Below are 13,755 nucleotides of genomic sequence, written 5' to 3'. Positions count from 1 at the left end.
TGAGTCGGAGATATTATTCAAATCAACTAGGGTTATCCCGAGGGATCCGCACGCCTGCGTGCCTAATAATGATCGCGTGTAAGGGTGTCGCCGTTTCGTAACGCCGTGATCAAAAATGTAACCCAACTGTATCAACCGCCGTTTGACTTCCCCTCCCCGTCTCCCTAGAATCCCGCCATGGCTTCATCCTTCGTGCATCTTCACCTCCACACCCAGTTCAGCCTCCTCGACGGTGCCAATCAGATCGAACCCCTGGTTCGGCAAATCAAGTCGTTCAACCAACCGGCGGTCGCGATGACCGACCATGGCAACATGTTCGGCGCGGTCGAGTTTTATCGTAAGGCGAAAGAGGTAGGGGTCAAGCCGATCATCGGGTGTGAGGCCTACATGGCGTTGGGCAGCCGGCATGCCAAGAAGGACAGCGGGCTCGCCCATAATGACTATTACCACTTGATTCTCTTGGCAAGAAACCTCACCGGCTATCAAAACCTCATCAAGCTTGTCAGTAAAGGATATCTTGAAGGATTCTATTATAAGCCACGAATAGATAAGGAACTATTAAAGCTTCATCACGACGGGATCATCGCCCTTTCAGGCTGTCTGAGTGGAGAAATTCCCTATTTGATCGGTCAGAAAGATATGGATGGCGCGATGGCAGTGGCCGGCGAATTTCAAGAGATTTTCGGGAACGATCACTTCTACCTTGAGGTACAGGCCAACGGGCTTGACCACCAGCGAGTGGCAAATGCCGGCCTCATTGAGATCCATAAAAAGCTTGGAATCCCTCTGGCCGGCACGAACGATTGTCACTATCTGAAGAAGGAAGACTCGCGTCCCCACGAGCTCATGTTGTGTCTGCAGACCGGGAAGACAGTCAGCGACCCGAACCGGATGAAATTCGACACCGATGAGTTGTACGTCAAGTCGACAGAAGAAATCGCCCCGGCATTCGCGGAATTCCCCGACGCCGTGAACAACACCTGCCGCATCGCTGAGTATTGCGATCTCGACCTTCCACTGAACAAAACCTATCTCCCACAATATCGCATCCCGGAAGGATTCAAGGATCGTGAGTCGTATCTGGAATATCTCGCGGTGTCGGGATTGAAAGAGCGGCTCAAGGAACGGCCCAGCAATAAACCGTCCGCGCTCTATGAACAGCGGCTGCGCGAAGAGCTGATGGTCATCTGCTCGATGGGGTTTGCCGGCTATTTCCTCATTGTTTGGGACATCATTCGCTTTGCCCGATCACAGGGCATTCCAGTGGGACCAGGCCGCGGTTCCGCCGCCGGCAGTCTCGTCGCATACGCGTTGCGCATAACCGATCTCGATCCACTCGTTTATACTCTATTGTTCGAGCGTTTCTTGAATCCTGAGCGTGTCTCGCTCCCCGATATCGATATGGATTTTTGCATGGATCGCCGTGGGGAAGTGATCAATTATGTGGTGGAGAAATATGGCACCGACCATGTGGCTCAGATCATTACCTTTGGAACCCTCGGGGCCAAGGCCGCGATCCGCGACGTGGGGCGCGTGCTGGAAATGTCCTACGCCGACGCGGATAAAGTCGCCAAGCTCGTCCCCACTCAATTGAACATCACCCTCCAGCAAGCCCTGGAGACCGAGCCTCGCCTACGCGAGCTGGTGGAGACGGATCCCAAGGTCAAAGAGCTGATGGCCAACGCGCAGGCGCTCGAGGGGCTCGCCCGTCACGCCTCGACCCACGCTGCAGGCGTCGTCATCTCCGAAGGACCGCTGACCGATCATGTGCCTCTCTATAGGGGCGCCAATGACGAAGTCGTGACTCAATACTCGATGGGAGACGTCGAGAAAATCGGATTGGTCAAATTCGACTTTCTCGGACTCAAGACTCTCACAATGATTCGGCGCGCCGAAACCCTGATCAACGAAACGCATCCCACCGCGCCACCGCTGGTGATCGATCAAGTACCGTTTGATGACGCGGCCACGTTCGCGCTGCTGAGCTCTGGAAAGACAACGGGACTCTTCCAGTTGGAAAGCTCCGGTATGCGGGATCTGCTCACGGGACTGAAGCCGGACCGGTTCGAGGACATCATTGCCATTATCGCGCTGTATCGCCCTGGACCGATGGATCTGATCCCCGACTTCATCAAGCGAAAACAGGGCAAGGTGACGATTGCCTACGAGGTTCCGGAATTGGAATCGATCCTCAAGGATACCTATGGGGTCATCGTCTACCAGGAACAGGTCATGGCGATCGCCAACAAGGTGGCCGGCTTCTCGCTGGGCCAAGCCGATATTCTCCGTCGCGCGATGGGAAAGAAGAAACCCGAGGAAATGGAGAAGTTGCGTGTCAAGTTTATCGAAGGGGCGAAGCAGAAGAAGATTCCTGAGAAGAAGGCGGAAAAACTCTATGAGTTGATCCAAAAGTTCGCCGGATACGGCTTCAATAAATCGCACGCGGCGGCTTATGCGGTCGTCTGCTACCACACCGCCTATCTTAAATCCCACTACCCGACCGAATTTATGGCGGCCCTCATGACGACCGACATGGGCAACCAAGACAAGGTCGTCGGCTATTTCACGGAGTGCCGGGACCTCGGCATCAAAGTGCTTGGCCCGGATGTGAACGCCAGCCAAAAACATTTCGCCGTTGCTGAAGGGGCGATCCGGTTCGGATTGGCAGCCATCAAGAACGTCGGTGAGGGAGCGGTCGAATCGGTATTGGACGTACGCTCTCAGGCCGGCCCTTTCGGATCGTTCTTTGACTTCTGCCGGCGGGTCGATCTTCACAAAGTGAACAAGCGAATGCTGGAAGGATTGATTAAAGCCGGCGCCTTCGATTCTACCGGTGCCAAGCGGTCGCAACTCATGGCGGTGCTCGATCAGGCCATTGAGGAGGGCTCAGCCGCTCAACGGGAACGCGACCTCGGGCAAATCAGCATCTTCGGCGAAGAACTCAGCGGGCAGAGCGCATCGGCAACCTCGCTGACACCGCCGCTGCCATCGGTGCCGGAATGGGATCAGGCTCAGCGATTGAAGTATGAGCGGGAACTGACCGGGTTTTATATTTCCGCCCATCCTCTCACGCGCTACGAAGCGACGTTGGGTGCACTCTCCACCGCAACGACGGTTGGTTTAAAGGACTGCGCCGACGGCGCCGAGGTGAAGCTCTGCGGCATCATCGCGTCGGTCAAATCGATGCTCACCAAAAAGGGCGACCGGATGGCCTATCTCACCGTAGAAGACCTCCAGGGGACTGCCGAAGTGATCGTCTTTCCGGATTTGCTCAGGACTGCCGGTGAGCTGATCGTGGCAGAACGGATCGTCCGTGTCACCGGTACGATCGATCGCGGCGACAAGGGCACAAAGATTCGCGGCAGCAAGATTGAGCCGTTGACCGAGGTGCAGACACAGGTCATCAAACGGGTCCGTATTCGCCTCACCGATCAACCCGAGGTGCGTGCGCAGTTGCCTCGCTTGCTCGACGTCCTTCGACGGCATCCCGGCAGCACCACTATTTCGATGTTGTTTCAAACCGATGGGACGTTGGAAGCGGAAACGGCTCCCCTTCCCAACCTCACCGTCTCCGCGAGCGACCACTTTGTGTCTGATGTTGAAGAAGTGCTAGGCAAAGGGGCCCTATCTTTGCTATCTTAGAGGGTCAGCTCGGCTGATTCGTCGCGGTTGATTACCCGACAGGTGAAGCAGCGGTCTATGCGAGATTACCTCGAATTTGAAAAGCCGATCCGAGAGATCGAAGAGAAGATCGAAAAACTCTCCGCCGCTGCGACCAGCGGTAAATCCGCTTCCCAGAATGATACTCGCAAGCTTCGCACGAAACTCGCCCAAGTCGAGCACGAACTCTACAAGAACCTGACTCCCTGGCAACGAACTCAGCTGGCCCGCCATCCCCAACGCCCGAGCACCCTGGACTATATCAATGAGCTGACAAGAGACTTCCTCGAACTGCATGGGGATCGCGTGTTCGGAGATGATCGGGCCATTGTCGGAGGGTTTGCCCGATTCAACGACCGTCCCGTGATGATCATCGGTCATCAAAAAGGGAAAACGCTCAAGGAACGGATGCAGCGGAACTTCGGCATGCCCAATCCGGAGGGGTATCGGAAGGCCCTCCGTCTCATGAGGATGGCCGAGAAATTCAACCGCCCGATCATCACCTTTATCGATACGCCTGGCGCCTATCCTGGCATCGGCGCCGAGGAGCGAGGGCAAGCTGAAGCCATCGCCCGTAATCTGTTCGTCATGTCTCGACTGACTGTCCCGATTATCTCCATCATCATCGGTGAAGGCGGGAGCGGAGGAGCGTTAGCCCTCGGCGTAGCGGACCGCGTGCTCATGCTTGAGCATTCGATCTATTCGGTCATTTCACCGGAAGGATGCGCGGCGATCCTCTGGGACAGCCCGGAAAAAGTCCCCGACGCCGCTGCCGCGCTGAAAATGACCGCGAACGATCTTTTTGAACTCGGTGTGATCGACACTATTGTCCCCGAACCCCTGGGTGGCGCCCATCGCGAGCCGAGAGCCGTCTATGATCTCGTCGGAAAAGCGTTGACCAACCAACTGTTCGAGCTGCTCGAACTCGCCCCCCCACAACTCCTGACGCAGCGCGAACACAAATACCGCAAGATGGGGGCGGTTACCGGCCTTCTCCCGGTTCAAACATAATCCGACTCATTCCGTTGTTTCGCTCGTAAGCAGTCCGGTCTCGGCAAATCGTCGTTCGATCGCGGTAAGGATGTGTCCCGCTAGCATTGGCCGAAACGGATCGAGTTCTCCCGCTTCCAGATATCGACTCACAGTCCGCGGTAATTTCCTCCACCAGGCAAGAGCCGAGATTCGAGCCTGCTCGGCGGCGGATGATTCCACGCTGAGGATCCGTCGAATTTCTTGCTCAAAAAATCCCACGTGAACGATCTCATCTTCGAGAATCGAGGCAAGATCCGGTCGCAGCGGCAGAAGCAGTCGCGCAAATTCAAGCCCGAGCGACTCATACCCATAGATCTGAACAGCCAGGGCCGGCCATTGCCGGGGAACCGACGGAAGACGTTCTCTTTCACGAGGCTGGCGCCCGACCATCGTTTCGAATTGCGCCAGATGGTGCTGCTCATCCTCTTCATGTTTTCGCAGAAACGTGTAGACGTTCGGCGGAACGTCTTGCAGTTGAGCCGACCGCACGGTCCAAAGCGCCATGGCCTCGGCTTTGAGAAACCGTTCCAACAACGCCATTTCACATTCCGGTGGGAGCCGAATGGACGTAGTCACGTCAGACGCCATGACCGATTATGGTACGCAAAAGCGATCTCATTGTCCAAGCTCCCCACAGGGAAACGGCCGGGAGGGTTGACGGACCTCTCTCATCTGTGTACATCCTAACCGTATTGCCAGGCTCGATGATTTTTGAGAGACTACGCAGAACCACTCAGCGGACCAAGTGGAAACTCACGCATGAGGGTTTCAGCTTGGCTAACCATGAGGCGATACCCATGACACATCCCACCGTAACCCTATCTGTGGTCATCCAACGGGTTGGTCTTTGTTTGCTCGCCGCAGTGCTCCTGATGGAAACCGGCTGTGTCAGCCGGCGCACGTACGAACGGACGAAGGCCGAAACCGTGGAACAGACCCAAACCTTGGAATCGGTGCGAGAGGACGTCAGGGCACTGGATCAGCAGATTGCCGAACTGCAAGCCGCCAACCACCGCGAGGATGCAGCCGTAAGCGACTTGCGGATGGCTATTCAGCAGGAAGCAGATCAGCTGCCCATCATGAGGCAGCGGTCCGAAGAGAGGCTGTCATCTCTCAAGGTACAGGTCGCGACCTTGATGAATCAGAGTTGGCATCTCGCCCGAAAAATAGCGGACATGAGGCAAGAACGTGCCTCGTTGCAAACCTTGGTCGCTCAATACAAGGAAGAAATGGAGGCAACTCCATCTCCTTTGCTGGCTGCCGCCGACCTGAACCAACCGGCAATGGCTCAAGCCACCGTCACGGATGCTTCCGTATCTTCCGTTCCGCTCGGTGAAAGTGAACTCACGCAGATCGCACAAGCCGCTCCGGCTGCTTCCAGTCTTACTCCTGTCAAGCCGGCGGTCTCTTCACCTCCGGTCAATATTGAACCGTCTACGGATACCTCGTGGATCGGCGTAATCGCCAACTGGTTTTCCATGATCTGGAATTGGCTGTTTGGTTAACTTACGCGTTCTTGAAAGACCGCGCCTCTCCTCAGCCGCGCTGCGAAGTTCTTGCTGTGCTCCATTCGGCCGCGGCAGAGCCGACGAGACGCCCGGTAGCCAGACATCCCGTGAGCAGATATCCACCCGTCGGTGCTTCCCAGTCCAGCATTTCTCCCGCGCAAAACACTCCAGGGAATGAACGAAGCATCAATCTCACATCAAGGGCGCCAAAAGAGACACCACCGGCCGTGCTGATGGCCTCTTCCAGCGGTCGAGGCGCAAGACATCTTACCGGCAACGATTTGATCGCCGCAGCCAAGCGAATGGGATTTGCCAACACTTCCTTCGGCACGACCTCGCGCAACAGCCCAGCCTTGACACCGGCGATTCCGGCATGACGGGCGAGATGCGTTGCAATCGTGCGTTTGCCCCGCGACCTTGAAAGCTCCTCAGTGAGTCGCTCCAGCGAGCGATCCGGTGCCAGGTCAAGCCATACAGTCGCGGTGCCTGCTGTTGCGATCACCTCGCGGACGGCAGCTGAAATCAAATAAATCAAGCCCCCCTCGATTCCATTCTCTGTAATCAGAAAGTCGCCCATCCGGCGAATCACGGAACTATCGGTGGCCTTCACAACGATGCCGACCGTCTTCACCGGATGTCCGGCAAATCGCGCGCGAAAATGGTCGGTCCATCGGACATCAAAGCCGCAATTTGCCGGCTTCAGCGGCGCGATCGGAACCGCTCGTTCGGATAGGATGCGCACCCATGACCCATCGGAGCCGAATGTCGGCCAACTTCCTCCGCCTAACGCAAGCACCACCGCATCGGCGTCGACGTAAACAGGTCCTTGTGGGGAGATGAAAAGCAGCGCTCCTTCTTGACTCCATCCACACCATCGATGTCGAACAAAAAACCGAACGCCTGCCTGCTTCAACCGGCGCAGCCAAGCGCGCAAGAGCGGAGCCGCTTTCAAATCAGTCGGAAAAATACGTCCGGAAGTGCCGACGAATGTTTCGACCCCTAAGTGACGAGCCCACGCTCGTACCGCAACGGGAGGGAACAGGAGAACGGCGCGTTCAATGTCAGGACGATGAGAGCCATAGCGCGAGAGAAACGGCTCGATCGATTCAGAATGCGTCAGATTCAGACCGCCCTTTCCTGCCAGCAGGAATTTTCTCCCAAGCGACGGCATGGCATCAAAGAGCTGAACGTGTGCGCCTGCTGCAACCGCCGCTTCTGCCGCCATCAGCCCGGCGGGACCACCGCCGACTATGACCACTGTTCCCATCAACATCCTCACGATTCATGACGAGATGTACTCACTTGTGTACACATACTACAACCCAGAGAGATATCTCGACGCGATCCATCGACGTATGAAACTCACTACGTTAGTACAGTCTATCCCGAGAGACGACGCTGTGAACTCGTAACAATCTCAGACAAATCGCATTCCGTTCTTCCGGTCCGTTTCTTGCCAATACACCACGCCTGACAAAGCGATGGCCATCGCTCTTACACATTCTTCATCCTTCCGTCTGGCCATTTTGATTGGCTCAGAACAGAAATCTGGAGGAACCCAATGCGCGTTCGAGCGACCTGTTGTATTGCACTCGGCCTCGCCGGCTTATTGTCCAGCAATGCGGAACAAGCCATGGCAGCCGAGGACATATCAAGAAGAAATAACTTGCATGTGACGAGACCTAACGTCCCCCGTCATCCGGATGATTCATTCAGCCGCATGTTTTCCGGGCTACTACCCTATGCACCGCCGTCCGATGAAGCCCGAAAGCAGGCCCAAAGGCTTGGCGAGAAGGGAGGCATTCTCGATGCGAAGGACAATTTGAGCGATCCGGTCCAATCGATTCTGAATCCCGCCGTCTTCAGTCCGAACAATCCTGATAATACAAGTAATACAGGCATGACGGCCGGCGTCACGTTTTTTGGCCAGTTCTTGGACCATGATCTTACCCTGGCTTTAAAAGCACCGATAGATGAACAAACCCACCCGAGGCGAACGACGAATTTTCGTACCGCTGAGTTCGATCTCGATAGTGTATACGGGAACGGACCGGACAGGTCTCCCGAGCTGTATGATACACGCTCCGGAGACATCAAATTCAAAGTTGAAATCATGCCCGGGTCGGAGGCAGTGTCTCGAAAGGGCGCGGTGCGATACGATCTTCCACGCGATCCTTCCAACAACGCCATCATTGCGGACTTCCGGAATGATGAGAATATCATCCTCAGCCAATTTCATCTGGCCATGTTGAAATTTCATAATGCCGTGACGGATCACGTCCGGAAGGATCCGGCATTCGCCAACCGTTCCGCCAAGGACGTCTTCAACGAGGCACAGCGTCAAGTGCGGTGGCACTACCAGTGGATCATCCTCAACGAGTTCTTGCCGACGACGATCGGGCAAGACCGCGTCAATGAGATCCTGCGGAACGGTCCACGTTTTTACGATGTAAACGATCGCAGTCAAGACGGCTTGTTCCGAAATGCGGTTCGTGAGCCGTTGATTCCGGTGGAATTCGCCGTGGCGGCATACCGGTTCGGCCATTCCCAAGTGAGGCCCAGCTACCGGGTGAACTTCGGTCCGGCTCCCGGCAGCGAGTTTTTCACCTTCATCTTCGATGACTCGGCAGAGCCACATGCGACCGATCCCAACGACATGCGGGGCGGCAAGCGGGCGGCGCGCCGGTTCGTCGACTGGCAGACGTTCTTCAATTTCGGTGACGGGAACGTGCGCCCCAACAAGGAGATCGACAGCAAGCTCTCATCTCCTTTGATGCACCTGCTCGGATCGCGCGGACCGGCGCCTGGCATGCCGAATGACGGTATCCAGTCGCTGGCCTCCCGCAACCTCATGAGGCATGTCAACTTCGGCATTCCCTCGGGGCAAGCCATTGCACGTGTGATGAACGTCCGAGTCCTGAGTCAGGCGCAACTCTCAGAACTGGCTCCCTACGGGATGGACAAGAGCACGCCGCTCTGGTACTACATTTTGAAGGAAGCGGAAGTTCTCGAGAGTGGGAAGCGGCTGGGACCCGTCGGAAGCCGCATTGTCGGCGAAGTGTTCATCGGCTTATTACAAGCTGATAAAGATTCCTATCTGTCCGTAAACCGGAATTGGAAACCGACCCTGCCGTCCGCCGCACGCGGAGACTTCGAGATCACGGATCTTTTGAAGTTTGCCGGCGTGGTTCATCCGCTCAACTAGCTCCTCCCTTGCCTCGCTTCGAGGGGTACCTTCCTTCGGGAGGTACCTCTCGCGAAGCATCAGGCACGGCGGTCATCGCTTGCCGTGACGACTATCAGGATGAACCGCGGCGACTCTTTCCTTTCCGCCCAATGTGGCATTCGATTTCGCCTTGCGCCGCGCTCCCTCCGGAACATATCGGCGTTTACGTCGGAGTAATACCGCCTGATTCGTTAAAAGGCTCCGGAGCGCGACGGCCTGGTTGTGCCGCTCATCCTTGGCGGAATAGAGCAATGTGACGGGGCCTTTCTGCGTCTGTCTTTTAATCGTGGCGAGAAGTGCCGCTTTCTTTTTCAGTTCGGCGTGATAGCGGCCGCGGAATTCCGTCCATCTAACGGGATCATGGTCGAACCACTGGCGTAGAGCTGTGGAAGGACCGACATCAGGCATCCAGATATCAAGCTTTGCTTTAGCTTTTGAAACCCCTCGCGGCCACAGTCTATCGACCAGAACACGAAACCCATCGGTTTCTGCCGCCGGCTCATAAATACGCTTGATCAGGAATCTCATGGCGGTCGCAGGCAGGTGTCCTGTTAGAGACCGATGGTTTCGATTTGTCCAACCTCTTCCGACAGCAGGGTGAAGCGATCCGATAGCAGATCTTCCTTCATATGCTGAGGGTTCGTCGTGCCGGTCAAAGGCAACATACCGACCTGCATTGCAAATCGGAAAATGAGTTGAGCCAGTGTCACCTCGTACCGTGCCGCCATGGCTCGAATTTCTTGATCGGCAAATACTTCGCGATTCGCGGTCTGAAGCGAGAAGCCTTCATAAATGATGCGGTGTGTCCGGCAAATTTCCCGCACCTCTTTGTCCCAACCGAACGCGGCGTAACACCGGTTCTGGACCACCATCGGTTTGTGCTTGGCCTTCATGCAGAGCAAGGTCAGCTGGTCGGCCGTGACGTTGCTGATTCCGATCATTTTTGTCTTTCCCGACTCATAGAGGGATTCGATCGCCGCCCAAACTTCCCAATCCTCAGTTCCTAAGCCGCGCCGGGAATAAGGCCCGTGCAGCACGTACGAGTCGAGATAGTCGGTGTGGAGATGCGCCAAGGAACTGGCGAAGGACTGCTGCACCTGCGCGGTGATGGTCGCTCGCGCATCGTATGGAAGACGATGATCCTGGCCGTTGATCGGGGTGAACTTGGTCTGGAGGAACAGCCGTTCGCGGGTCATCCCGTGCTGAGCCAATTTCAGCAGTGCCTCCCCGACCCGCGCTTCATCGTAATGGACCAGCTGATTGGCCGTATCGATGGCGGTGAATCCGGCATTCACCGCTTGCAACACCAGCTCGGTCGTCGCCTCCTTTTTCCACGCCGTTCCGTACATGAAGGAAGGAACGGAAACTTGATTGTAGGTCGTCATGTTCATCATAAGAGTCTTCCCTTCTCTCCTTTCATAGCCCATTGCCGCGTCCATGTCCACTTCGTCGGCGCGATGATGACACCCCGCATGCCATCTGAACGATCTTTGCGTGACTAGGAACCAACCAGGGTTTCGCCGAGTGAATAGGCTTCGCTGGTTCTCGCTAGAATGCGAACAGACGACACACTGTTCAACATCTTTAGGAGTGGGGCACCATTGACTATGAAAACACAGAATTCCGCACCGGGACAGAATCAATCAGCCTGGCCACTGAGTGACCGACCGCAGACCTATCCTTCATTGACCGGGTCCGTCCATACCGATGTTTGCATTGTCGGTGGCGGCATGGCCGGAATAAGCGTGGCCTACATGCTCGCTCGGGAAGGCGTGTCGGTCGTCGTGCTGGAAGATGGCGAACTGGGAAGCGGAGAAACCGGACGGACGACCGCCCATCTGGCCAATGCCATAGACGATCGCTACACACATATCGAGCGTCTCCATGGCGAACAGGGAGCCCAGTTGACAGCCGCGAGCCACACCGCCGCTATCCGGCGAATCGAGCAAACGATTCAGGACGAGAAGATCGACTGCGACTGGTTGCGGGTGCCCGGGTATCTCGTGCTCTCGCCGGGTCAAGAACTCCAGGTTCTTCGTGAGGAAATGGAGGCCGCTCGCCGGGCTGGCCTCACCGACGTCACCTTGCTGGACAGAACACCGGTGGCCTCAGTGAGCCGGCCGTGTCTCCTGTTTCCGGAGCAAGGGCAGCTTCACCCATTGAAATACCTTCTCGGGCTCGCCGACGCCGTCACGAAGCGCGGAGGCCACATCTATACGCAGACTCATGCCGCCACGATAGAAGGAGGAGCGATCGCGCGCGTGCGGACCACCTCGGGAGGAATCGTCACGGCAACTTCTCTCATTGTGGCGACGAATACACCGGTGAACGATTGGGTCACGATGCACACGAAACAGGCGGCCTACCGGTCCTATGTCGTCGGATTTCGTATTCCTCGTCACAGCATCCCCGACGGGCTGTATTGGGATACGGAGGATCCCTATCACTATGTACGGCTCCAACCTTCCGACGAAAACGATGATCTCCTTCTCGTCGGGGGAGAAGACCATAAGACCGGCCAGGCCGATGACGCGGTCAATCGATATGCACGCCTGGTCGCATGGACCCACACCTGGTTTCCACAAGCCGGGTCGTTCACTTATACCTGGTCGGGACAGATCATGGAGTCGATTGATGGCCTCGCATTCATCGGCCGAAATCCAGGCGATCATCCCAATGTCTATATCGTCACGGGCGACTCCGGTATGGGCATGACGCATGGCACGATCGCGGGCATCCTGTTGACCGACTTGATTCGTGGCCGTAAGAACCCGTGGGCCGACTTGTACGATCCGGCACGGGTGCGGATTTCTGCGGGGATGGAATTTGCCCGCGAGAATGCCAACGTCGGCGCACAATTTGCGGATTGGGTGACGCCGGGTGGAGTGGGCTCAATTAGTGAGATTCGACCAGGACAAGGCGCGATTGTCCGCAGTGGATTGAGCAAACTGGCTGTCTATCGCGATAAGGAGGGACAGGTCCATCAGCGATCAGCGGTATGTCCACATCTCGGATGTCTCGTCCGATGGAATGAAAATGAAACGACATGGGACTGCCCCTGTCATGGATCACGATTCGACTGCTATGGAACCGTCCTCAATGGGCCGGCCAATACAAACCTCGCTCCCGTTGAGCCTATGTAGCTTCCGTCATGTTTCGCGATCAGTGATCAGCTCCTTCCCCCACTCGTCTTCCTATGGCCGAGTAGAATTGCTAGACTGCGCCCGCCGCGCCGGAACGCCGATTCGATGTATAACCGATCACACCTATCGATGAGCGAAGTTGACGGAGTTTGTGATCCTCAAGTTTGTTGGCGAAGGGAGCCATCGATGATCCATCTCAGACTCTTTGCATCGTGTGTCCTGACCCTGTTTATCAGTGCCTCGGCCATCGCCACCGCATCGGAACCTGCAGACCCTGAGTCGGCGATCCGCCGTATGGTTCGCGCCAACGCCGAAAAAGATCTGCCGACGCTCTCACGGCTGATGGCGCACGATGGCGATATCATCAGTTACGGAGTCGCCGGCCGTAAATATATCGGTTGGACGGAACTTGAGGAAGGCATGCGAGAGGAATTCCTCAACGCCCAGAAACTCGAGATTCCTATCCGTGAGCTCACAGTGTGGACGAAGGGAGATGTGGCTTGGTATGCGATGGAACTCGACTATATCCGCTATGTTGCCGATGGATCCGAACTCAAACGGACCGTGCTTCCGATGCGGGAGACAGGAGTACTCGAACGCCGCAACGGCAACTGGCAATTGTTGTCGTGGCATGAATCGTTTCGATCCGCCCAACTCGGCGGGCCGCCCGGTTCACCGTCCGCGGCGTCTTCGCAGCATCCAGCCGGCGGTTCACAAAGTTCTCCGGCACCTGACCTCAGCGGCGAATGGGAAATTCTGGAGGTCGAGGATGACAAACGCTACAAGGCGACATTGGACAAAAATGGAAACGGACCGTACACGCAACAGGGCGGTCGTTTCACCACCACGAAGATCGCCGATCGTCTCTGGCAGGGTACGTGGCGGCAGCCTGGGAATGACCGTGAAGGCGGTTTTGAAGTCCGGCTCTCAGCGGACGGTGCCCGCGCCATCGGGATGTGGTGGTACACGCGGGTCGGTACCCAGAACAACATTCCCCCGCGTGAGCATGGAGGGACGTATCAATGGAAACGGCTCACCCCGGCGACGAGCGTCCGATGACGCCGCGCATTTCGCGCGGAGACCGGTGAATCGAAGTCGAGTCGGTCACCACGCTTTCGGTTCATCTGTTACGAAACATTCTGTCAAGGCAGTGGCGGCCTCATGGCCGGAATTGATAAAGTGCGGC

At 56.5% G+C, this 13,755-nt stretch carries 10 protein-coding genes; 6 read left to right on the top strand and 4 right to left on the bottom strand.

Annotated elements, in window-relative coordinates:
• Positions 1-177 precede the first annotated feature (177 nt).
• Both H8K04_09625 and H8K04_09620 read left to right on the top strand, forming a co-directional pair.
• Positions 178-3,642 (top strand): DNA polymerase III subunit alpha, encoded by a 3,465-nt coding sequence (locus H8K04_09625; protein UVT17760.1) that lies wholly within the window; start codon positions 178-180, stop codon positions 3,640-3,642.
• Positions 3,643-3,699: 57 nt separating this feature from the next.
• Positions 3,700-4,671, top strand: a complete 972-nt coding sequence (locus H8K04_09620; GenBank protein ID UVT17759.1) for an acetyl-CoA carboxylase carboxyltransferase subunit alpha — start codon at positions 3,700-3,702, stop codon at positions 4,669-4,671.
• 6 nt (positions 4,672-4,677) lie between these two features.
• Here H8K04_09620 and H8K04_09615 read toward each other — a convergent pair whose 3' ends face one another.
• Positions 4,678-5,268, bottom strand: a complete 591-nt coding sequence (locus H8K04_09615) for a hypothetical protein (GenBank protein ID UVT17758.1) — start codon at positions 5,266-5,268, stop codon at positions 4,678-4,680.
• Between the two features lie 221 nt (positions 5,269-5,489).
• Between H8K04_09615 and H8K04_09610 the strand changes: the two genes are divergently transcribed.
• Positions 5,490-6,197 (top strand): hypothetical protein, encoded by a 708-nt coding sequence (locus tag H8K04_09610; protein ID UVT17757.1) that lies wholly within the window; start codon positions 5,490-5,492, stop codon positions 6,195-6,197.
• Positions 6,198-6,228: 31 nt separating this feature from the next.
• On the opposite strand, the gene H8K04_09605 is transcribed toward H8K04_09610, so the two are convergent.
• A complete protein-coding gene (locus H8K04_09605; protein UVT17756.1) occupies positions 6,229-7,473 on the bottom strand; it encodes a TIGR03862 family flavoprotein in 1,245 nt (414 codons plus the stop codon).
• A gap of 288 nt (positions 7,474-7,761) precedes the next feature.
• On the opposite strand from H8K04_09605, the gene H8K04_09600 reads away from it, so the two are divergent.
• Positions 7,762-9,405 carry a peroxidase gene (locus tag H8K04_09600; GenBank protein ID UVT17755.1) on the top strand — a complete coding sequence of 548 codons (1,644 nt, stop codon included), beginning with the start codon at positions 7,762-7,764 and terminating at the stop codon, positions 9,403-9,405.
• A 72-nt stretch (positions 9,406-9,477) separates the two neighbouring features.
• Here the strand turns inward: H8K04_09600 and H8K04_09595 are convergent, their stop codons facing one another.
• Together H8K04_09595 and H8K04_09590 are read right to left on the bottom strand one after the other, a co-directional pair.
• Positions 9,478-9,954, bottom strand: a complete 477-nt coding sequence (locus H8K04_09595) for a DUF488 domain-containing protein (protein UVT17754.1) — start codon at positions 9,952-9,954, stop codon at positions 9,478-9,480.
• 23 nt (positions 9,955-9,977) lie between these two features.
• Complete coding sequence (locus tag H8K04_09590; GenBank protein ID UVT17934.1) at positions 9,978-10,811, bottom strand: aldo/keto reductase; 834 nt, start codon at positions 10,809-10,811, stop codon at positions 9,978-9,980.
• A 222-nt stretch (positions 10,812-11,033) separates the two neighbouring features.
• On the opposite strand from H8K04_09590, the gene H8K04_09585 reads away from it, so the two are divergent.
• Positions 11,034-12,569, top strand: a complete 1,536-nt coding sequence (locus H8K04_09585) for an FAD-dependent oxidoreductase (GenBank protein UVT17753.1) — start codon at positions 11,034-11,036, stop codon at positions 12,567-12,569.
• Between the two features lie 186 nt (positions 12,570-12,755).
• On the top strand, positions 12,756-13,628 hold the full coding sequence (locus tag H8K04_09580; GenBank protein UVT17752.1) for a nuclear transport factor 2 family protein: 873 nt from the start codon (positions 12,756-12,758) through the stop codon (positions 13,626-13,628).
• Positions 13,629-13,755 lie beyond the last annotated feature (127 nt).

It is taken from the genome of Nitrospira sp. (assembly GCA_024760525.1).
In the GTDB taxonomy this organism is placed as follows: Bacteria; Nitrospirota; Nitrospiria; order Nitrospirales; family Nitrospiraceae; genus Nitrospira_D.
This window is presented reverse-complemented; position numbering and strand designations above follow the sequence as displayed.